Origin of the sequence: Rhodobium gokarnense, from assembly GCF_025961475.1 — a bacterium.
Taxonomy (GTDB): Bacteria; Pseudomonadota; Alphaproteobacteria; order Rhizobiales; family Rhodobiaceae; genus Rhodobium; species Rhodobium gokarnense.
In genome coordinates this window covers 426,412-446,654 of sequence record NZ_JAOQNS010000002.1, presented here as the reverse complement: position 1 = coordinate 446,654, position 20,243 = coordinate 426,412, and the positions used below count along the sequence as shown (strand labels likewise).

Annotated in this window: 18 protein-coding genes; 11 read left to right on the top strand and 7 right to left on the bottom strand. The window is 65.2% G+C overall.

Features of this window, described 5'->3' with window-relative positions; genetic code table 11:
* Positions 1 to 171: 171 nt before the first annotated feature.
* Positions 172 to 1,056 carry a MurR/RpiR family transcriptional regulator gene (locus M2319_RS04585; protein WP_264600259.1) on the bottom strand — a complete coding sequence of 295 codons (885 nt, stop codon included), beginning with the start codon at positions 1,054 to 1,056 and terminating at the stop codon, positions 172 to 174.
* 700 nt (positions 1,057 to 1,756) lie between these two features.
* Between M2319_RS04585 and M2319_RS04580 the strand changes: the two genes are divergently transcribed.
* The 6 genes from M2319_RS04580 to M2319_RS04555 all read left to right on the top strand — a co-directional run bounded on the left by M2319_RS04580 (position 1,757) and on the right by M2319_RS04555 (position 8,249).
* Positions 1,757 to 2,698 (top strand): thiamine pyrophosphate-dependent dehydrogenase E1 component subunit alpha, encoded by a 942-nt coding sequence (locus M2319_RS04580; RefSeq protein ID WP_264600258.1) that lies wholly within the window; start codon positions 1,757 to 1,759, stop codon positions 2,696 to 2,698.
* Positions 2,699 to 2,781: 83 nt separating this feature from the next.
* The gene (locus M2319_RS04575) at positions 2,782 to 3,759 is read left to right on the top strand and encodes an alpha-ketoacid dehydrogenase subunit beta (protein WP_264600384.1); all 978 of its coding nucleotides are present in this window, start codon (positions 2,782 to 2,784) and stop codon (positions 3,757 to 3,759) included.
* 178 nt (positions 3,760 to 3,937) lie between these two features.
* Positions 3,938 to 5,206, top strand: a complete 1,269-nt coding sequence (locus M2319_RS04570) for a dihydrolipoamide acetyltransferase family protein (RefSeq protein WP_264600257.1) — start codon at positions 3,938 to 3,940, stop codon at positions 5,204 to 5,206.
* On the top strand, positions 5,203 to 6,642 hold the full coding sequence (lpdA, locus tag M2319_RS04565; RefSeq protein ID WP_264600256.1) for a dihydrolipoyl dehydrogenase: 1,440 nt from the start codon (positions 5,203 to 5,205) through the stop codon (positions 6,640 to 6,642). Before M2319_RS04570 ends, lpdA begins: the two co-directional genes overlap by 4 nt.
* Positions 6,643 to 6,673: 31 nt before the next feature.
* On the top strand, positions 6,674 to 7,549 hold the full coding sequence (locus tag M2319_RS04560) for a class II fructose-bisphosphate aldolase (RefSeq protein ID WP_264600255.1): 876 nt from the start codon (positions 6,674 to 6,676) through the stop codon (positions 7,547 to 7,549).
* Between the two features lies 1 nt (position 7,550).
* Positions 7,551 to 8,249 (top strand): HAD family hydrolase, encoded by a 699-nt coding sequence (locus M2319_RS04555; RefSeq protein WP_264600254.1) that lies wholly within the window; start codon positions 7,551 to 7,553, stop codon positions 8,247 to 8,249.
* A gap of 130 nt (positions 8,250 to 8,379) precedes the next feature.
* Here the strand turns inward: M2319_RS04555 and M2319_RS04550 are convergent, their stop codons facing one another.
* Together M2319_RS04550 and M2319_RS04545 are read right to left on the bottom strand one after the other, a co-directional pair.
* Positions 8,380 to 9,297, bottom strand: a complete 918-nt coding sequence (locus M2319_RS04550) for a polysaccharide deacetylase family protein (RefSeq protein WP_264600253.1) — start codon at positions 9,295 to 9,297, stop codon at positions 8,380 to 8,382.
* Between the two features lie 67 nt (positions 9,298 to 9,364).
* A complete protein-coding gene (locus M2319_RS04545) occupies positions 9,365 to 11,155 on the bottom strand; it encodes an NAD(P)/FAD-dependent oxidoreductase (RefSeq protein ID WP_264600252.1) in 1,791 nt (596 codons plus the stop codon).
* A 259-nt stretch (positions 11,156 to 11,414) separates the two neighbouring features.
* Between M2319_RS04545 and M2319_RS04540 the strand changes: the two genes are divergently transcribed.
* From M2319_RS04540 to M2319_RS04520, 5 genes are all read left to right on the top strand, one after another.
* Positions 11,415 to 11,876, top strand: a complete 462-nt coding sequence (locus tag M2319_RS04540; protein ID WP_264600251.1) for a hypothetical protein — start codon at positions 11,415 to 11,417, stop codon at positions 11,874 to 11,876.
* 9 nt (positions 11,877 to 11,885) lie between these two features.
* A complete protein-coding gene (locus M2319_RS04535; protein ID WP_264600250.1) occupies positions 11,886 to 13,124 on the top strand; it encodes an HlyD family secretion protein in 1,239 nt (412 codons plus the stop codon).
* Between the two features lie 183 nt (positions 13,125 to 13,307).
* Positions 13,308 to 13,964, top strand: a complete 657-nt coding sequence (locus M2319_RS04530; RefSeq protein ID WP_264600249.1) for a ParA family protein — start codon at positions 13,308 to 13,310, stop codon at positions 13,962 to 13,964.
* Positions 13,961 to 14,587, top strand: a complete 627-nt coding sequence (locus M2319_RS04525) for a YcjF family protein (protein ID WP_264600248.1) — start codon at positions 13,961 to 13,963, stop codon at positions 14,585 to 14,587. Before M2319_RS04530 ends, M2319_RS04525 begins: the two co-directional genes overlap by 4 nt.
* A 194-nt stretch (positions 14,588 to 14,781) precedes the next feature.
* A complete protein-coding gene (locus M2319_RS04520) occupies positions 14,782 to 15,345 on the top strand; it encodes a YcjF family protein (RefSeq protein WP_264600247.1) in 564 nt (187 codons plus the stop codon).
* 103 nt (positions 15,346 to 15,448) lie between these two features.
* Here the strand turns inward: M2319_RS04520 and M2319_RS04515 are convergent, their stop codons facing one another.
* The 4 genes from M2319_RS04515 to M2319_RS04500 all read right to left on the bottom strand — a co-directional run bounded on the left by M2319_RS04515 (position 15,449) and on the right by M2319_RS04500 (position 20,180).
* Entirely contained in the window at positions 15,449 to 17,506 is a 2,058-nt protein-coding gene (locus M2319_RS04515; protein ID WP_264600246.1) for a methyl-accepting chemotaxis protein, read from the bottom strand.
* A 201-nt stretch (positions 17,507 to 17,707) separates the two neighbouring features.
* Entirely contained in the window at positions 17,708 to 17,914 is a 207-nt protein-coding gene (locus M2319_RS04510) for a hypothetical protein (RefSeq protein ID WP_264600245.1), read from the bottom strand.
* The gene (locus M2319_RS04505; protein WP_264600244.1) at positions 17,911 to 19,302 is read right to left on the bottom strand and encodes an ABC transporter substrate-binding protein; all 1,392 of its coding nucleotides are present in this window, start codon (positions 19,300 to 19,302) and stop codon (positions 17,911 to 17,913) included. The genes M2319_RS04510 and M2319_RS04505 overlap by 4 nt, the downstream gene beginning before the upstream one ends.
* 5 nt (positions 19,303 to 19,307) lie before the next feature.
* Positions 19,308 to 20,180 (bottom strand): prohibitin family protein, encoded by an 873-nt coding sequence (locus M2319_RS04500; protein ID WP_264600243.1) that lies wholly within the window; start codon positions 20,178 to 20,180, stop codon positions 19,308 to 19,310.
* Between the last annotated feature and the right edge of the window lie 63 nt (positions 20,181 to 20,243).

Genomic DNA, 20,243 nt, shown 5'->3' with positions numbered 1-20,243 from the left:
TCACTTCGTTCGCAATGCCGATGGGAATTCCCTCAACATTTCAACGTCGTTGCAAGGAACCGAAGGACGGGAGCGGAGTGCGATCCGTTCTGAGGCCGTCATCGCGAGCGCAGCGAAGCGATCCGGAACGCGACGGACACCAGCGTGCCGATCGTCCCGGACGACCTATCCCTATTTCTGCAGATAAAACTTCGCGAGATTCGCCGCCGTCGCCTCCAGGGCGTCGCGGGAGTCGGCGCCGGTCTGGAACAGAACGCCCAGATAAATCAGGTAGATGATATAGAGCTGGCACATCCGGCCCTCGAGGAAGTCGCCATAGAGCGGGATCTGTTCGGCCTCGTGGTGCCAGGTGATGAGGGCGATTTCGCCGGCCTTGCCGACGGGCGATTCGGGGCCGGAGGTGATGCAGATCGTCTTGGCCTTGTTGGCGCGGGCGGTCATCAATGCGTTGGCCACCGTATCGGTCATGCCGGTATGAGAGACGCCGAAGACGGTGGTCGATTCGTTGGCGGTCGTTGCCGCGATGATCTGGGTGTAGCCGTCGGCGTGGCTGATGGCGTGGACGCCGGCCTTCAGGAGCAGGTGGGCGGCCTCGTCGCAGACGGCGGCGGCGCCGCCGACGCCCATGAAAAGCACTTCCTTGGCATTGATGACGGCACTGACGGCTGCCTGGATGCTGGCGTGGTCGAGGAGTTTCTGGGTCTCGCCCATGGCCGAGGACAGCGCCATGACGAGCTTGCGGCTGGTCTCGATCAGCGAATCGGTCTCGTGCATGGCGACGGGAATGTTGCCGATGCGGTGGTCGACGGCGCTTTCCGCGCTTTCGGCCGCCAGATAGAGCTTCATGTCGGCGAAGCCCTTGTAGCCCAGCGCGCGCGTGAACCGGCTCACCGTCGCCTCGCTGACGCCGAGCGTGTCGGCGAATTCGGTGATCGACATCTCCAGGCGCTTGTTGGAATGCTCCCGCAGATAGTCGGCGACCAGGCGCTCGGAGCGCCTGAGGTCCGGATAGCGCTCCTGAATGCGCTCGATAACGTCCTTGGAGACCGGCTCCATCGTTCCCGTCGCTCCTTCTTCGGGCCTGAAGCCGCCGCCTTGCCGGCGGCCTCGCCCCGTCCGGCGCCGCTGCGCCCATGGCGCCCCAAGGACCGCCGCCGGACGGACGGCGTCGGCACTCAAGGCTTTCAGGGCACGGACGTCTCCCGAACAGCGCGTCCGCGCAAGGGCGAGACGTCGCCCCACATTGTCGCGGGCGCTTGCGGTTCGATGATCCGGGAGACCAGGCCCTTGCTTTCCCGGCATATTCGAACCCGGCCATGGGGGATTGGAGACCGGGCGTTTGGGGAAACAATTATGATGAAAACTTTCGGCGCGCCAAATCGAAAATTTTTTTCAACATCCTGCTGTTGATGCGCAGCGATGTGTATACACCCTGCGTCGCGCTCTGAAAATTATCTACATCCCGGCGCTTTTTAATTTTATCTATTCTTTTCAATTGTCTAAATTAATACGGAGCATTCGTTTCGCTACTGTGCGCGTGCCTTTTGGCCTAAGACGAAAGTTCCACACACGACTGAAACCCGGCAGAAGCACAATGGTGTCCAATTTCTGGTGAAAATTTCTTTACAACTTCGTCGGCCGCCGTTATAGCTTTGGCAAACACGGGCCGGAAAACGGGCCGAAAACGCCGAAAATGCCGGGAGGTACGGGGATGGCAGCCGATAATACGCGGTCGAACACGCCGCCTAGGGAACTTTTGGAAAAACTTTTCACGACGGCCTTCCGCATCCGGACCTTCGAGAGCGGCGGCATCAAGCTCTACCGCCAGGGCCTGGTGCGCGGCTATTTCCATCCCTCCCTCGGCCAGGAAGGCATCGCGACCGGCGCCTGCGCGGCAATCGAGGACCGGGACTATATCGGCTCGACCCACCGCGGCCACGGCCACTGCATCGCCCGCGGCGCGGAAATCGACGGCATGGTCGCCGAACTGCTGCAGAAGCGCACCGGCTACTGCAAGGGCTATGGCGGCTCCATGCACATCGCCGACATCACCAAGAACAATCTCGGCGCCAACGGCATCGTCGGTGCCGGCACGCCGCTCGGCGTCGGCGCGGCGCTGGCCAATCAGGTGCGCGGCTCGGACGCCGTCACCATCACCTTCACGACCGACGGCGCCACCAACAACGGCACGTTCCTGGAGTCCCTCAACCTCGCGGCGATCTGGAACCTCAACTTCATCCTGATCATCGAGAACAACCAGTACGCCGTCTCCACCACCCTGGAAGAGGCGACCCGCGACACGGACCTTTACAAGCGCGGCGAGGCGATCGGCGTGGAAAGCCACCAGATCGACGGCAACGACCCGCTGCTGGTCTACGAGACCGTGCTCGATGCGGTGAAGAAGTGCCGCTCCGGCCTCGGTCCGGTCCTGATCGAGGCCAAGACCTACCGCCACTCCGGCCACCACGTGAACGATCCCGGCAAATACATGCCCGAGGAGCGGCTGAAATATTACATGGACCGCGATCCGGTGGACCGGGCGCGCGACAACCTCATCAAGCTCGGCAAGATGTCGGCCGAGGAGGTCGCCAAGCTGGAAGAAGAGATCCAGCAGGAATTCGACGCGGCCGTCGACAAGGCCAAGAACGCCGGCGAGATCTCGGTTGAGGAATTCCAGGAATTCGTCTCCGCCTACTGACCGCAAAGAGCACAAACCGAACGCCCTTGGAAAAAGGCGCTGAAGAAGAAAACGGGGAGGATCACGTGGCTGACCGTGAGCTGATGTACCGCGAAGCCCTCAGGGAAGCGCTCTTTGAGGAAATGGAGCTGAACGACGAGGTCTTCATCATCGGTGAGGGCATCGCCGAGCGCGGCGGGTCCTACAAGGTGACCGAGGGGCTGCTCGCCAAATTCGGCGCACTCCGGGTCCGCGACACGCCGATCTCGGAAGCCAGCATGATCGGTGTCGGCGTCGGCGCGGCAATCGCCCATGCGCGGCCGGTCGTCGAAATCCTCTATATCGACTTCGCCATGCTCGGCATGGACCAGATCGTCAACCAGGCGGCAAAGTTCCGGCTGATGACAGGCGGCGAGGGCCGCGTACCCTTCGTCCTCAGGACGCAAGGGGGCACGGGCGGCGGCGTCGCGGCCCAGCACTCCCAGAGCCTGGAAGCCCTCTTCTACCACATCCCCGGTCTCAGGGTCGTGATGCCCTCGACGCCCTACGACGCCAAGGGGCTGCTGAAATACGCCCTGCGCCAGCCCGACCCGGTCATGTTCCTGGAGCACAAGCACCTCTACATGACCAAGGGCATGGTGCCGGAGGGCGAGTTCGTCATCGAGTTCGGCAAGGCCGACATCAAGCGCGAGGGCAGCGACGTCACGCTGATCGCCTGGTCGAACATGGTGCCGCGCACGCTTGAGGCGGCAGAGGCGTTGGCCGAGGAAGGCATTTCCGCCGAAGTGCTCGATCCGCGCACCCTGGTGCCGCTCGACAAGGACGCGATCCTTGCTTCAGTCGCCAAGACCAACCGCGTCGTCATCGTCCAGGAGGCCGTGCGCCGCGGCGGCGTTGCCTCCGACATCGCCTCGATCATCCAGCAGGAGGCCTTTTATGACCTCGACGCTCCGGTGGAGATCGTTGCCGGCATGAACACGCCGATCCCGTTCAACCTGGAACTGGAAAAGGCCTCCGTGCCGCAGACGGCCGACATCGTGGCGGCCGCCAAGTCCGTGCTCCACGCCGACAAGGCGGCCTGACCTTCGTTTTTGCGCGCCGCATTCGGGCGCGCCTTCGCGACAGGTCCCGCCATGTCCTCCCCGGAATCACCATGCCCGGCCCGACGACGGGGCGCGGGACATGGCGGGATCACCGCACCAGACCCGCGCGCTTGATAGCGCCCTTGAAAAACGACTGTTGAAGAAAGGCGTTAGACCCATGGCAGCCCCCATCCTGATGCCCCAGGTCGGCCAGGACCTCACCGAGGGCGTTCTCGTTTCCTGGAACGTCAAGGTCGGCGACCCGGTCAAGAAGGGCGACATCGTCGCCGTGGTGGAATCGGAAAAGGCGAGCTTCGAGGTCGAGGCCTTCGAGGAAGGCACCGTCCTGAAGCTGCTCTACGGCGAGGGCGACAAGGCGACCGTGCTGGAGCCGATCCTCTTCGTCGGCGCGGAGGGCGAAAGCCTCGACGGCAATACGGCGGACGCGGCAAAGGCCGAGGAAAAAGCGCCAGCGCCGGAGAGCGCCGCGCCGGCCGAGACGGCCGAGCCCGCGCCGGCAAGCTCCGGCGGCACCTCCTCCTCACCGCTCGCCCGCCGGCTCGCCAAGCAGAACGGCCTCGACATCACCGCCATTGCAGGCACCGGCCCGCGCGGCTCGGTCGTCAAGCGCGACATCGAGGCGGCGCTTGCCAGCGGCGCGGCCAAGGCGCCGGCGACAGAACAACCGGCCGCCGCCCCGGCCCCCGCTCCCGCGGCGCCCGCTGCCAAGCCGATGCCGTTGCCGGCGGCCGACACCAGCGACCGCGAAGAGCCGTTCACCCGCATGCGCCAGGTGATCGCCGACCGGCTGCTGCTCTCCAAGCAGACCATCCCGCATTTCTACCTGAAGGCGGAGGTCGACGTCAGCGACCTGCTGATCCGGCGCCGCGCCCATCTCGACATGGGCGGCGACAAGGTTTCCCTGAACGACGTCATCGTCCACGCGACCGCGCTCACGCTGCTGGAATTCCCGCGCCTCAACGCCCATGTGGCCAGCGACCGTGTGGTCCTGAAGGGCCAGGTCAATGTGGGCGTCGCCGTATCCGTGGAGAACGGGCTGATGGTGCCGGCGATCGAGAACACGCCGTTCATGAGCCTTGCCGAGATCGCCGCTTCCGTGCGCGAGCACGCGGCGGCCGCAAGGCGCGGCATGACCAAGTCGCAGGCCCAGAGCACCTTCTCGATCTCCAATCTCGGCATGTATGGCGTCGAGGTGATCCCGATCATCAATCCGCCGGAGGCCGGCATCCTCGGTGTCGGGCCGATCCAGCGCCAGGTGCGCGAGCATCGCGGCGGCATCCAGGTACGGGACATCCTGCCCCTGTCGCTGGCCGCCGACCACCGCGCCGTCGACGGCGCCTATGGCGCCCAGTTCCTGCAGGCGCTGTCGGAGACGATTTCCACCTACAACATGTTCGACGGCAAACTTTCGGCGGCGGCGGAATGACCAGGGACTACGACGTCATCGTCATCGGCGCCGGACCGGGCGGCTATGTGGCCGCGATCCGCGCCGCCCAGCTCGGCCTGAAGACGGCCGTTGTCGAGCGCGAGCATCTCGGCGGCATCTGCCTCAACTGGGGCTGCATCCCGACCAAGGCGCTCTTGCGCTCCGCCGACCTTCTCGACCAGATGCGCGAGGCGAAGGCCTTCGGCATTACGGCGGGCGAGGCAAAGCCCGACATCGCCGCCATCGTCAAGCGCTCGCGCGCCGTCTCCGCCCAGCTCAACGGCGGTATCGGCATGCTCCTGAAGAAGAACAAGGTCGACGTGATCTGGGGCGAGGCACGCTTCAAGGACGCCCACACGCTGGACGTCGCCGCCCCGTCGAAGAAGCCGGCCGAGCCGGCCCATCCCGCCCCGAAAGCCGTCAAGGGACCGGGCCGCTACAGCGCAGAGCACATCATCGTCGCCACCGGCGCCCGGCCGCGTGCCCTGCCCGGCCTTGAGCCCGACGGCGACAAGGTGCTCACCTATTTCGAGGCGATGGTGCCGAAGGAGGTGCCGAAGTCGCTGCTGGTCATGGGCTCCGGCGCCATTGGCGTCGAATTCGGCTCGTTCTACCGCTCGCTCGGCACCGAGGTCACCATCGTCGAACTCCTGCCGCAGATCCTGCCGCACGAGGACGAGGAGGTCGCCGCCTTTGCCCGCAAGCGCTTCGAGAAGCGCGGCATGCGGGTGTTGACCGGCACGAAGGCGACGAAGCTCGATAAGTCGGGCAAGGGGGTCACCGTCACGCTGGAAGGTCCCGACGGCAAGACCGAGACGGTCACCGTCGACAAGGTCATCTCCGCCATCGGCGTTGCTACCAACACGGAAAACCTTGGCCTGGAAAGCATCGGCGTGAAGACGGACCGCGGCGGCATCGTCACCGACGGGCTCTGCCGCACCAACGTTGCCGGCGTCTACGCCATCGGCGACGTCGCCGGCGCGCCGATGCTCGCCCACAAGGCCGAGCACGAGGGGATTCTCTGCGTCGAAGCCATCGCCGGAAAGGACGCCCACGCCCTCGACAAGACCCGGATCCCCGGCTGCACCTACTGCCATCCGCAAGTCGCCTCGGTCGGCCTTACCGAAAAAGCCGCCAAGGACGCCGGCCGAAGAATCCGCGTCGGAAAATTCCCCTTCATCGGCAACGGCAAGGCCGTCGCCCTCGGCGATACGGAGGGCTTCGTCAAGACCGTCTTCGACGATGCAACGGGAGAACTTCTCGGCGCCCACATGGTCGGCCCGGAAGTCACCGAGCTGATCCAGGGGTTCGCCACCGCGATCTCCCACGAAACCACCGAAGAGCACCTCATGCAGACCGTCTATCCGCATCCGACGCTGTCGGAGGCGATGCACGAGAGCGTGCTCAGCGCCTATGGGCGCGCCATCCACATCTAGAGCCATCCCTTTTCGAGGAGGAGACGTCCCCATGCCTCTCGTTCACATGAAGCCGATGCTGAAGACCGCAAAGGCCGCCCGCTACGGCATCGCCGCCTTCAACATGATCGATTTCAACAGCGCCCGCGCCATCGTCGACGGGGCACAGGAGCTGAACGCGCCGATCATCATCCAGGTCTCGGTCAAGACCATCAAGCTGTGGAGCCACAAGACGCTCGGGTCCTGGGTCGCCGCGCTCGCCGCCGATGCCGACGTGCCGGTGGCGCTCCATCTCGACCACTGCAAGGACCTCGACGTCATCAAGGGCTGCATCGACAATGGCTGGACCTCGGTGATGTTCGACGGCTCGGCCGATCCGTTCGAGGAGAACGTCAGGAAATCCAAACAGGCCTACGACATCGCCATGGCGGCCGGTGTCGGCCTTGAGGCAGAACTCGGCGCCATCGGCGGCGTCGAAGACGACAAGTTCGTCGCCGAGGACGAGGCGATCCTCGCCGATGTCGACGAGTGCCTCGCCTTCTGCAAGGAAATGCCGGAACTCGCGGTCTTCGCGCCGGCCATCGGCACCGCCCATGGCGACTATAAGGGCGAGCCGAAGATCGCCTATGACCGCCTTGAGAAACTGACGAGCATCATCGATATTCCGATCGCGCTGCATGGCGGCACCGGGCTCACCGACGAGCAGTTCACCCGCTGCATCCAGTCCGGCTGCGCCAAGGTCAACATCTCGACCATGCACAAGAAGCATTTCGTCGACGGCTTCTGCGACCTGAAGAAGAAAGAGCCGCCGGTGAAGGAGCCGATCCCCTATATCGAGGCCCAGTACGAGACCATGAAGGCCGGCGTCACGGACATGATCCGCACCTTCGGCTCGGAAGGCAAAGCCAGCCAGATGAAGGCGGCGTAACATGGCTGAGATGCAGGCCCTCATCTTCGACTGCGACGGCGTCCTCGTCGACACCGAGCGGGACGGCCACCGGGTCGCCTTCAACAAGGCATTCGCCGCAAAGGGACTGGACGTTACGTGGTCGGTGGAGCGTTACGGCGAGCTCCTGAAGACCGCCGGCGGCAAGGAGCGTATGCGGCGCCATTTCGACGAGACGGAATGGCCCGTGCCGGAGGAGGAGCGCGACGCCTTCATCCTCGACCTCCACAAGCTGAAGACCGGCCTCTTCATGGAGCTGATCGAGGGCGGCGCCCTGCCGCTCAGGCCCGGCATCGCCGCGATCGTCGACGAGGCGATCGCGGACGGAAAGAAGATCGCCGTCTGCTCGACCTCCAACGAACGTGCCGTCCAGGCCGTCGTCGACGTCCTGCTCGGCCCGGACCGGGCGAAACACATGCCGGTCTTTGCCGGCGACATGGTGCCGAGGAAGAAGCCGAACCCGGACATCTACAATCTGGCGAAAGACAAGCTCGGCCTCGACCCGGCCGCCTGCGTCGTCGTCGAAGACAGCGAGATCGGCATGAAGGCGGCGCTTGCCGCCGGCATGCACTGCGTCGTCACGACGTCGTCCTATACCGCCGACGAGGACTTTTCCGGCGCCGACAAAGTCGTGCCGAGCCTCGCCGAGGTGACTCTCACCGACTGCAAGACGCTGACCTGACCTTATCGTGAGCCTTCCAGACCCTCTGGAACGCCCTGCCCGCCGATCCGTCGGCGGGCTTTTTTGTTGGCGTCGAGGTTCGGAACCGAATGTGTGACCGACGAAGCGGCTTTTTTCCCCGATCTCGCCCCTACCCCATCCGCCCGACTTTCGCCGTGCCGAGGCCGTCTTCGATCTCCGCCCAGCGGTCGTGCTCGTTGACGTCCTGGAGAATGGTCGGGTCGGTGAGCGCGAAGGCCGCGATCTCGTCCTTGCGCAGGACGATGACGCCGGGTTGCGCGAGCGCGTATTCCAGGAAGCGGCTGATCGCGCGAACCCGGTGCGGGCGGCCGCCGATGCGGTCGTGGAGCGAGATCGACATCATCCGGCGTCTGTGCGCCGCCTCCTCGTAGAGCTGGTCGAAGCCGTCCTTCAGCTCGCGCTCGAAGTCGTGGGCGGAAAAGCCGTAGCGCTCGAACTGGATGATGTCGTTGTGCTGCAGCGTGTAGGGCACGACCGCGAACGGCCTGCCACGGACCGGGATGAGGAAGGGCTCGTCGCGGCTGACGTCGTCGATGTGGTAGGTGAAGCCGAGGTCGGAGAGGATCTTGAGGGTATTGGCGGTCGGGCGCATGGCGGCGCTGTTGTAGCCGAGGGGCCGGGTGCCGGTGGCCCTTTCGATGCTCGCAACGTTCGCCTCGATGAAGGCCTTCTCGGCGTCCGCCTCCATGTCGTATTGCGGGACCCAGTCGCGGCCGTGGGCGGCGGCCTCGTGGCCGCGTTCCACGATCTCGAGGGCGATGTGCGGCGCATTGTCGACGGCCGAGCCGACCATGTGGGAGGTGACCTTGATGCCGAACCGGTCCCACAGATCCATCATCCGCTGCAGGCCTTCGACATAGCCGTAGCGGTACCAGCTCTTGGTCGGGTAATCGAGAACGTCGTCCATGGTGCCGAGGCCGTCGAGCGGACCCGGCGCGCCGTAGACGACCTCGCCGCCGGCCTCGAACTGCATGGAGATGGACAGCACCAGACGGGCACCGTCCGGCCAGAAAGCGGCCTCGGTCATCTTTTTGGTCCTTTGGATCGCTGGTGGGAGTCGGGGCCGACGAGGGTGACGCCGGCCCCGGAAAAAATCACGCCAGGTGATACACTTCCGACATGCCGTAGACCGGCGTCGGGATGCCCTCCTTGCGGGCCTTCAGCTGCAGGGCGACGTAGCGCGAATAGTGGCGCGACTGGTGCAGGTTGCCGCCGTGGAACCACAGACCCTCCTGCTGGGTCGGCTTCCACATGTTGCGCAATTCGCCCTCCCAGGGGCCGGGGTCCTTTGTCGTGCCGGAGCCGAGGCCCCAGCACTTGCCGACCTTGTCGGCGACCTCCTCGGAGATCAGCTCCGCCGCCCAGCCGTTCATGGAGGCATAGCCGGTGGCGAGCACGATGAGGTCGGCGGGAAGCTCCTCGCCATCGACGACGAGGCCGTTTTCCGTATAAGCGGTCGCCTGGCCGGCCTTCAGCTTGATCTTGCCGCTGGCGATCAGCTCCGAGGCGCCGACATCGATGTAATAGCCGGAGCCGCGGCGCAGATATTTCATGAAAAGGCCGGAGCCGTCCTCGCCGAAATCGAGCAGGAAGCCGGCCTTTTCCAGTCGGTCGTAGAGGTCCTTGTCGCGCTTGCGGACCTCTTCATAGACCGGCTTCTGGACGTCGGCGAGGACCGCGTAGGGCACGGAGGCAAAGGTCATGTCGGCCGTGTGGGTGTCGATCCCCCTGGCGACGGCTTCTTCCGAATAGAGCGGGCCGAGGCCGAGATCCATCAGCGTCTCCGACTTCACCACATGGGTGGAGCTCCTCTGCACCATGGTGACGTCGGCGCCGTGCTCGTAGAGGTCGGCAGCGATGTCATGGGCGGAGTTGTTGGAGCCGACGACGAGGACCTTCTTGCCCTCGTAACCGTCGCCGCCCGGATGCTGCGAGGAATGGTGGACCTTGCCCTTGAATTTCTCGCGGTCGGCGAATTCCGGGATCATCGGCCGGCCGGACATGCCGGTCGCCAGCACGAGCTGCTTGGGCCTGAGGGTGACGGGCTTGCCCTCGCGCACCACCTTGACGGTCCACTCGCCCTTTTCCTCGTCATAGGAGGCGCTTTCGCAGACCGTGCTCGCCCAGTAGTTCAGCTCCATGATCTTGGTGTAGCTTTCCAGCCAGTCGCCGATCTTGTCCTTGGGCGAGAACACCGGCCAGTGCTCCGGGAACGGCAGATAGGGCAGGTGGTCGTACCAGACCGGATCGTGCAGGCAGAGCGACTTGTAGCGCTTGCGCCAGCTATCGCCGGGGCGCTCGTTCTTCTCGATGATGATGGTGGAGACGCCGTTGCGGCGCAGCCGCGCGCCGAGGCCGATGCCGCCCTGGCCGCCGCCGATGATCACGCAATAGGGCTGCTCGGTGTAGCCGAGGCTCGCCTCTTCCGCCCGGCGCTCCTCCAGCCAGGTCTTGCGGCCGGGCTGGACCCGGTGTTCCACGCCGCTCTCGCGGGTCGTGCCCTTCCGTTCCTCAAAGCCCTTCAGCTCGGTCATTGCCGTCAGCAGCGTCCAGGCGCCCTCGGCGTTGAGGCGCAGATGGCCTTCGCCGCGGGCGACCTCAGTCTCGAACCGAATCCAGCCTTCCGTGATGCCGTCCGCCTCGGAGGCGTCGCCGACCAGTTCCCATTTCACGGGCTTGGCCGTCGACAGCGTCGCCTCCAGCATGTCCCGGATCTGGTCGCGGCCTTCCATGGTCTTGATGTTCCAGGTGAAGGTCAGGAGATCGCGCCAGTAGCAATCGGTCGCGAAAAGGCCGACGGCGGCGTCGATATCGCCCTTGGCAAGGGCGTCTGAAAATGTCGCCAGCCAGGTGGTGATCTTCCCGTTGGGAGCGTGGATATCCATGGCGTTTCCTCGGTTTTGGATTTTTTGCAAATTATTTTCAGAATGATCCTCCAATTGCGGCAAATGTCAATATTCCTGAAAATTTTGTTCATAGGATTCCGGGCGGGAAAACGGACCGCCGTGTGGGTATGCACAGGAAGCGCCGGCGGGACCGGTTTCGCCCCTCGTGCCTACGCATTTGTTCGTAGCACTGCGCCGGCCGATCCGTTAGCTTTCCAACTGACACAGTGCCAGGCCATAGCGCCCGGGAGGGGAGCCCATGCCGCCAGAGTTGCATCCTGCCGCGATAGACCACCTGCCGCATTTCATTCCCACGGCGGACGGCGGCGATTATCTCTTCACTGTCATGATCGTCTTCCTGGTGGTCATGGTCCTGATCGTTGGCAACATCTATCTCTGGCTGCACTCGCTGCCGGAACGTCTTGCCCATGGCGCCGGGCGCACGCAGTTTGAAATCGTCGCCATCCTGGCGCTGCTGGCGCTGTTCACACACAACAATCTGTTCTGGGTGGCGGCGCTGCTCCTTGCGTTCCTGCGCGTTCCGGACGTCGTCACGCCGCTCCTGTCGATGGCCCGCTCGCTGCGGCGCATGGCCGGTCCCCGTGACCACGACGAAAAGGTATCGGCCGAGGACCGGGACACCGGCAAGGCGTCCGCAGAGCCTCCCGCCGGCGCTGCCGCGCCGCAATCGGCAACGCCACCACAACCCGAACAGGCGTGAGGCCGGCCGATGCTCGAAACGCTGCTTTGCTCGCTCATCACGATCCTGCCGGACTACCTGTTCCGCCGCTACGTCCAGGGCAAGCGGATCGGCCGGGAGATCACGTTCTATTCGGTCTGGTACGAATTGCGCTGGGGCATCATCTCCTGCCTCATCCTGACGATCTCGCTGATCGCAATGATCTTCTATTACCACCCCTCGACCAGCAACGCGGTCGCCGCCTACCGCACGGTCCCGATCCTGCCGGAGACCCGCGGGCGCGTGCAGGAGGTCTTCCTGGAGCCCGGCCTGGTGCGCAAGGTCAAGGCCGGCGACCCGATCTTCCGTCTGGACAGTTCCCAGCAGCAGGCGGCGCTGGAGACGGCCCGCCGCAAGGTCGCCGAGATCGACGCCTCCATGGCGGTCGCAAAGGCCGAACTGGACGCCGCCGAGGCCCAGCTACGCCAGTCCCGTGCGTCGCTGAAACAGGCCACCGACGACCTGGAGACGAAGCTGGAGCTGCAGCGGCGCAACGCGAACGTCGTCACGACGCGCGAGATCGAGCGGCTGCAGAACATCGTCGACAGCCGCAAGGGCGGCGTCGATGCCGCAACCGCCAACAAGAAGAATGTCGAAACCCAGATCAACGTCCTCCTGCCGGCGCAAAAGGCGAGCGCCGAGGCCGCGCGCGCCCAGGCCGAGGTCGACCTTTCCAAGACCCTCGTCGTCGCCGGCACGGACGGAACGGTCGAGCAGTTTTCCCTGCGCGTCGGCGACGTGGTCAATCCGATGATGCGGCCGGCCGGCATCCTGGTGCCGGACGATGCCGGGCGTTACGGCGTCATTGCCGGTTTCGGGCAACTGGAGGCACAGGTCATCCACCCCGGAATGATTGCCGAGGTGACCTGCATCTCCAAGCCTTTCACCGTCATCCCGATGGTCGTGACCGACGTGCAGATGCACATCGCGGCGGGCCAGTTGGGGGCGACCACACAGTTGCTCGAGAGCGCGAATGCGCAGCCGCCCGGAGCGATCACCGCAAAGCTGGAACCACTCTATGAGGGCGGCTTTGCCGGCGTGCCGCCGGGAAGCAGTTGCTCCGCCGTTGCCTATACCAGCAACCACAAGCGGCTGGCATCCGGCGATGCCGGCTTCCTGGAGGGCCTGTTCCTGCACATGGTCGACACCGTCGCCGTTCTCCCCGCGGCGATCCTCAGGTCGAAGGCCTTGCGGCTGCCGATCCAGACGCTGGTCCTGTCCGGTCATTGAGGTCGGCCCCGGTGCCGACCGGCATCTCGGCGGACATACGGGACGAGCGACGGCAGGCGGCGCTGCCGCGTCGCTGGTGGCGTGTGCCGCCGTCTGCGCCGCTCCGCTTGCTCGGCCATGGCATTCCCGTCGAATTACGCTAATACTTTTGTAAATCGAGAAGAATCAGACGGACGGAAGCAAATGACCGGACCGGTTGTCACGGTGGCATCGTTGAAGGGAGGCAGCGGCAAGACGACCCTTGCCTGCTGTCTTGCCGTCCACTGGCAGTTGAAGGGGCTTAAGCCCCTCCTCGTCGATGCCGATCCGCAGCGCTCGGCGACGCGGCTTGCGGAGCGGGACGGCGCGCTCGGCGGCGTCGCGCTGCTGGAAGAAGCCGACCCGGGCGTCTGGCAGGCGATCAAGGCGCGGCGCGCCGGCCACGGCATCACCATCGTCGACACGCCGGGCTTCGACAGCGAGATCACGGTCGCGGCGCTCGCCGTTGCCGACCTGGTGCTGATCCCGGTCAAGGCATCGCCGCTCGACGTCGACCGGATGATGGACACGGTCAAGACGCTGATGAGCGGGGTCAAGGGCTGGGCGCCGACGTTCCGCTGCGTGCTGACCCAGACGACGCCCGGCAGCGTCATCGCCCGCCATGTGCGCGCCGACCTTGCCGAGAGCGGCTTTCCGCTGCTTTCAGCCGACATGACCAACCGGGTCGCCTATGCGGAGGCCGCGCTCTATGGCGCAACGCCGAGCCTGACGGCGGCGGACGGCCCCGCCGCGCGCGACATCGCGGCGATTGCCGACGAGGCCGAGGCGCTGCTTTCGACCAAGAAGGCGCTGACGGCATGACCAAGCGGCTGCCGAAGACCTCGACCCGCACCCTCGACGACCTGCGCGATGCGGCAAGCGCCGCGCTCGCCGACGAAAAGCGCGCGCCGGAACCGGCGGCCGCGAAGGCTTCGGCGACGCCCGACAGCACCGAGGCCATGCCGGACGGGAAAGCCGGCGCCCTGCCGGAGCCCGTCGCGCCGTCAAGGCCGGCCGCGCCGTCCCTTCCCGCCGTCGCCGCCGCCGTTCCGGCCCCGTCGGGCCTGCCGACGCGGGCCGCGTTCCGGGAGGCCTCGGCCCGCCTCATCATCGAACGGCACGCCAATTTTGGTGCCGTCGCCGGGCTCGTGCCGGTGCCGGTCGTCGACCTTGCCGCGATCGCGGCGATCGTGGAGCGCATGCTGCGCAAGCTGTCGCGGCTCTACGGCCGGCCGATCGATACGGACCGCAGCCGGCGGCTGGCGACGGCCATGCTGACCGGCATGGCGGCGCCCGGGATTGCCAGCTTCACCACCAACGGCCTGTTGAAGATGACGCCCGGGCCGCACGTTCTCGGCGTCGCGCTGACCTCGGTCTCGGCCGTCGTGCTGGTGCGCATCGTCGGCGAGGTTTACCTGGAAGAGTTGCAGGGCGAGGCCGCCTGACTTCGCCCGTTGCTTTGCGGCAACGGTCGCGGGCCGGCTTCAACCCAAGAAAAACAGGGCCGAGGCCGCGCCAAGTCTTTCCATTTTCGACCTAAAAGAGTACCGTTCGCAACGCGTTTCGTTGGTCGTCTGACCAACACGATTCCTTCGGCCCGGCGCGGTGGCGGGCCCGGACACCCTTCGAGGAGGCATGAATGGCGACCAAGGCAAGCGCTGCAAAGGCAGCCGAGGCAGAGGCGGTGGAAGCCGCCGCAGAGGAAGAGTTCGACGTCGCGCGCGAGCTGACGGCCGACAATCTCATCAAGGACTATGTGATCGCCTCGGTGGCGGCCAGCATCGTCCCGATCGCCTTCTTCGACATCGCCGCCGTGGTCGCGATCCAGCTTCGCATGATCCAGAAGCTGTCGCAGCTCTACGGCAAGCCGTTCTCCGAAAGCATCGGCCGCAAGGTGATCTATGCGCTCGCCGGCGGCGTCGTCGGCTATGGCGCCGGCTATGTGGTGGCCGCCAGCGCCACCAAGCTGATCCCCGGCATCGGCTGGATGGTCGGCATGGTCTCGCTGCCGGTGGTGGCGGGCGGCGCGACCTTCGCGGTCGGCCGGTCGATCGTCAAGCATTACGAGGAAGGCGGCACGCTCTTGGACTTCAACGCCAGCAAGATGCGCGCCTTCTACAAGGAGCAGTTCGAAAAGGGCAAGGACCTCGCCCGCAAGGTCAAGGACAAGACCGAAGAGACGGTGGAAAGCTCCGCGTCCTGAGCCTTTCAAGGCCCGCAGGAATCAGATGCCGCCGGTCCAGACGGGCCGGCGGCATTTTTCGTTGCACAGGTTTTTCGTTGCGCGGGCTCGCGCGCAAAGCACGTCAGGCCGCCTCTTCCGCCCGCGCCTCCTGCAGGAAGGCGTCGACCGCGCTCGTGAGCTGGACGGCGACTTCCCCGAGCTGGTTGCCGGCGTCTTCCATGACCTGGGACTGCTGGCGGGTGCTCTCGATCGTCGTTGCGACATGCTGGACGTTTTCGGCCGCCGCCGTCGCCCCGTCGGACGCATAGGTGATGCTCTGGGTGATCTCCGCAGTGGCCGCTTCCTGCTCCTCGACGGCCGCGGCGATCGCGCTTGAGACCGCGCGCACTTCCTCGATCCTGGTGACGATGTTGCGGATCGATTCCACGGCCGTCTTGGTCGAGACCTGAACGCCGCCGATCTGGTTGGCGATCTCGTCGGTGGCCTTTGCCGTCTGGTTGGAGAGCTCCTTCACTTCCGCCGCGACGACGGCGAATCCCTTGCCGGCCTCGCCCGCGCGCGCCGCCTCGATGGTGGCGTTGAGCGCCAGCAGGTTGGTCTGTTCGGCGATCGCCCGGATCATCTCGACCACTTCGCCGATCTTGTCGGCGGCATCGGCAAGGGCACCGACGTCCTTGTCGGTTTCCTCTGCCCTTTGCGCGGCCTCGGTCGCGACGGAGGTGGCGGTCGTCGCCTGGTTGGAAATCTCCCGGATCGAGGCGGAAAGCTCGGTCGCGGCCGAGGCGACCGTCTGCACATTGTCCGTCGCGCTGGCGGTCGCGGACGAGGCGGCGGAGGCCTGGGTTTCCGCGGTCTGGGCGATCCGGACCATGTCGGTCGCAGTTGCGGTCACGTTCCGGGTCTGGGCAGACAGCCGCTCCTGGACGGTGCCGATCTTGGCCTCGAACATCTTGATGCCGTTTTCCAGTTGCTCGCGGCGCCGGCGCCGGCCGAGACGGGCGGCCTGCTCCACCTCTTCAAGCCGGCGGCTTTCAAGAATCTTGTCGCGGAAGACCTCCGAGGCGCGGGCGATGTCGCCGAGCTCGTCGGAACGATCCGCATCCGGAATATCGATGTCGACATTGCCGTCCGCGAGTTCGGCGATCGTATTTCTTTGCCGCTTCAGGGCGCGGATGATGGAGCGGACCTGCGCGATGACGAAGACGGCCACGATCGCGCCCAAGACGGCGACGACGCCGAGCAGCGTCAGCATTTGATTGAAGAGCCTGGCGGCACCGGCCTTCGCGGATCCCTCCGCGCGATGCACCAGATCGTCGCTGACCTTTTTGAGCATGTCCAGGCGCCTTGTGGCGGCCGCGAACCAGTCGAGCGCCCTGATGCCTTGCGCGTCGCGGGAGTTCGGAAGGTCCTTGAGAACGTTGCGCCAGGCTTCGACCTGCTCCACGTCCGGTCCCTTGACCGTTTCCTTGAAGAGCGCCTCCTGCGCATCGGTCGCGTTGGCCTCAAACTCCTCCAGATAGGCGTGTTCGGCGCCAAGCATCGACATGTAGCGGAGAAAGACCGGATATTCGAAGTTGCCGTTTGCGGCCATGGACGCAAACAGGGCCGAGCCGAACGCACGCTCCTTGCCGCCGGCTTCCTTCGCTTCCACCAGGGACAGGAACGGGATCAGGTTTTCGGAGATATCCCGCGTCGGGCTATGTTTGATGACCGCGACGATGACCGCCACATATTCCGTGATCTCCTCGGAGAACACCTTGATCGCTTCGGCGCTGGACTTGCTCCGGTCGTCGATGCCGGCGCGGACGACCCTGATCTCTTCCTGGGCGTCGAGAATGCCCTCGATATCTTCGATTTTCCCGGTCACGCGCTCGTCCATCGCGTTCACCCGGGACCAGAAGACATCCGCGGCCGCATCGGTCAGCTTCCTTTGCTGGTCGACCACCGCGCGCGCCTTGTCCGTGAAGCCGCCGTTCATATAGGCGGCGGTCGCGCCGCGCTCCTTCTGGATCTCGTGCACCAGGTTGGCGGCATCTTCCGCCATAATGGTCAGCGGAACCATCGTCTGGATTTCGCTATAGGTTTCATAACGCTCCAGGATGGTGTTGCCGGCCAGGCCGACAACCGCGAGCGAGGGAATAAGCGCGGCAAGCGCGATCTGCAGCGTAATATTCTTCAAGGCCGGTCTCCTCGGAACCCAGTACTTTCGAGAAGAAAGCCTTTCATGCATTGATTTTTATTTAATGCCCGCCGATAAATACACCGTAGTACACAATATTAGCACACGTATACTTCATATAAATATAGGATGAGAGTGCAGCGGCACGGCGACAGACCGGCGGCACGCGCGTGTGCGGATGGGACGGATCGGACGGGGCGGTCAGGCCTTGCGGCGGCGGCGGGCGACGGTCGTGCGGCGGGAGCGGTCGGACGCGAGCAGCACGATGATGCCGACCAGCGGGCTGAACAGGAACGCAACCAGGAAATTGCCGGCAAAGCCGAAGCGCGTGTCGCGGCCGAGCATGCCGATGATCCAGCTCGCCACGACCCAGAAGAGGAAGATCCAGGGGTTCACGAAAAGCGTCATTGGTCTTGCCTCTCCTCATCGGGGCGGACACCCTCGTCCGGCGACGTCCAGCTTTCCGTGCTGGTCTCGCCGGAATCCTCGCCGAGGGTATCCCATGTCGTCGGGATTTCATAATGGGCGGCGGTGCGGAATTCGGTGCCGTCGTGGCGGATGATGAAGACCTGAGTATCGGTGATCAACCCGTTGCGGTCGAAGACGAGCGGCCCGGTGACCCCGACGAAGGGCTTCTTGTAGCGCGCCACCTTGAGGATGTCCGACAGCCGGTCCGGATCGCGGGAACCGGCGCGCCGGGCGGCATCGCGGACCAGCGTCACCGCATCGTAGCCGAGCGCCGCGTCGAGGTCGGGCATGGTGCCGAAGGCCTTCTGGAAGGCGTCGACGAAGGTCCTGGCGCGCTCCGAAATGTTGTCCCGGTCGTAGAGCGACACCCCGATGACATCCTTCATCGCCTCCTTGCCGACGGCCTTTTCCATGTCCGCGGAGAACAGGTACTCCATGCCGAGGATCGGCATGGTGAGGCCGAGGTCGCGGCTCCGCTTGATGAACTCCGCCGTCTCCGGGATCGACGAGGAGACGATGAAGAAGGCGTCGAAGTCGCTCCGCTTGAAGAGATTGTTGTCGAGGATGAACATCAGCAGCTGGTCGATCGACCGCCGGCCGCTCGCAAGGTTGCCGCGGAACACCAGGTCGGCGCCGGCATTGGTGATCGCCGCGGTGAAGAAGGCCGCGCTCTCCTTGCCGTAGTCGGTCTTGTCGGAGAGCACGACGAAGCGGCGCATGCCGTTCTTCATGGCGTAGTTCGCCACCACCTCGGCATTGGTGGCGTTGTCCGGCTGCAGGGCGAACACGGTGTTGAAGTCGTGGTTGGTCAGCGAGGCGGCCGTTGCGTGGGTGGCCAGGAACAGGACGTCGTTGAGGCTGTAGATGGAGCTGGCGGCAACGGCCGTGTCCGACCACTGGTGGCCGACGACGGCGAGGAGATTCTTGGTGCGGGCAATGCGGCCCGACAGGGCGAGCGTCTGGGCAACCGTCGATTCCAGCGGGGTCTCGTCGGAATGGACCCGTTCGCCGTAGGAGACGAGTTCCAGCCGCTTTTTGAACAGGCCGCCGTCCGCGTCGTTGATCCGGTCGATCGCCATGCGGGCACCGCGCAGGAAGCTGTGCTCCTCGCCGCCGGTGCCGTAGACGGCAACGATCCTCAGATTGTCGTCGGCCGGGCCGAACAGGAGGACCTGGACGCGCGAGACGAGGGCGGTCCGGCCCGTCGCCTCGGTCAGCGCCAGCACCGACAGGGCGAGCGCAAAGAGCGCGGCGAGGACGAGCCAGACGCTGACCGCCGGGCGCTCGGCGCTCTCGTCCTCAACATCGAGGGCGTCGTCGTCGGCCATCGCGCCTAGCGGTCGCCGCCGAGGATCAGCGGCAGGCCGTCCTTGCCGGAGCCGATCACCACCGTCTTGGAATTGGGCGAGGTGGCGAGCTGCTTGGTCGCCTGCACGCCCTGCCAGCGCAACAGGTCCTCGTTGAGGCTCTTCTTGATGGTGTTCTGATAGAGCATGATGCCGCCGGCCTCGATCTCCTTGCGCTTGGCTTCCTTGCGCTCGATGCCGATGCGGTAGTCGTAGGCCTTCTCCTCCTCCGACAGGGTCAGCTTGCGCTCCACCGCAAGGCGCACGGCGGGCGGCAGCTCGACGCTGCGCACCAGGACGTCGTCGACGATGACGTAGCGGTCCTCCACATTGGTCAGGCTGCTGACGACGATCGATTCCAGGAAGCCGCGCTTGCTGGTGTAGACCTGTTCGGGCGTGTACTGGCCGACGGCGCGGCGCAGCACCGCCTCCGTCTCCGGAAAGACGATCTTGTTGAGGTATTCCGGGCCGACGGTGACGTGGAGCAGCGGCAGCAGCCGCAGGTCCGGCTGGTAGCGCACGGCGATCTGCAGGTCGATCGGCAGGCCGCCCTTTGTCAGCATCGTGTAGTTGCGTTCCTTGGTCTGCAGGCGGACGTTGTAGACATACATCCGGTTCCACGGCCAGATGATGTGCAGGCCCTCGCCGTAGATCTGGTTCATCTCCGTGCCGGAGACCCAGCGGTAGAGCACGCCGGCCTCGCCGGATTCGATGGTGATGACGATCCGGCTCCACAAGAGCGCGATGACGACGCCGACGCCGATCAGGAGGATGAGGCCATAGAGCTGGAACCGGCGGCGACGCTCGCCGCCGAGGGCTTCCTCATATTCCTCGAACTCGTCTTCGACGTCGATGGTCATGCCGCCGACTCACCCTTGCAGATTTTGCGCGCGCATCGACTATACGGTGCGCGGCAGAGATCT

Bases quoted from the DNA above. Each gene is read 5' to 3' on its own strand.
- M2319_RS04535 (WP_264600250.1), top strand. From the start codon at position 11,886: ATGCTCGAAACGCTGCTTTGCTCGCTCATCACGATCCTGCCGGACTAC.
- M2319_RS04575 (WP_264600384.1), top strand. From the start codon at position 2,782: ATGTACCGCGAAGCCCTCAGGGAAGCGCTCTTTGAGGAAATGGAGCTG.
- M2319_RS04555 (WP_264600254.1), top strand. From the start codon at position 7,551: ATGGCTGAGATGCAGGCCCTCATCTTCGACTGCGACGGCGTCCTCGTC.
- M2319_RS04520 (WP_264600247.1), top strand. From the start codon at position 14,782: ATGGCGACCAAGGCAAGCGCTGCAAAGGCAGCCGAGGCAGAGGCGGTG.
- M2319_RS04585 (WP_264600259.1), bottom strand. From the start codon at position 1,056: ATGGAGCCGGTCTCCAAGGACGTTATCGAGCGCATTCAGGAGCGCTAT.
- lpdA (WP_264600256.1), top strand. From the start codon at position 5,203: ATGACCAGGGACTACGACGTCATCGTCATCGGCGCCGGACCGGGCGGC.
- M2319_RS04540 (WP_264600251.1), top strand. From the start codon at position 11,415: ATGCCGCCAGAGTTGCATCCTGCCGCGATAGACCACCTGCCGCATTTC.
- M2319_RS04545 (WP_264600252.1), bottom strand. From the start codon at position 11,155: ATGGATATCCACGCTCCCAACGGGAAGATCACCACCTGGCTGGCGACA.
- M2319_RS04505 (WP_264600244.1), bottom strand. From the start codon at position 19,302: ATGGCCGACGACGACGCCCTCGATGTTGAGGACGAGAGCGCCGAGCGC.
- M2319_RS04510 (WP_264600245.1), bottom strand. From the start codon at position 17,914: ATGACGCTTTTCGTGAACCCCTGGATCTTCCTCTTCTGGGTCGTGGCG.
- M2319_RS04500 (WP_264600243.1), bottom strand. From the start codon at position 20,180: ATGACCATCGACGTCGAAGACGAGTTCGAGGAATATGAGGAAGCCCTC.
- M2319_RS04525 (WP_264600248.1), top strand. From the start codon at position 13,961: ATGACCAAGCGGCTGCCGAAGACCTCGACCCGCACCCTCGACGACCTG.
- M2319_RS04560 (WP_264600255.1), top strand. From the start codon at position 6,674: ATGCCTCTCGTTCACATGAAGCCGATGCTGAAGACCGCAAAGGCCGCC.
- M2319_RS04530 (WP_264600249.1), top strand. From the start codon at position 13,308: ATGACCGGACCGGTTGTCACGGTGGCATCGTTGAAGGGAGGCAGCGGC.
- M2319_RS04570 (WP_264600257.1), top strand. From the start codon at position 3,938: ATGGCAGCCCCCATCCTGATGCCCCAGGTCGGCCAGGACCTCACCGAG.
- M2319_RS04550 (WP_264600253.1), bottom strand. From the start codon at position 9,297: ATGACCGAGGCCGCTTTCTGGCCGGACGGTGCCCGTCTGGTGCTGTCC.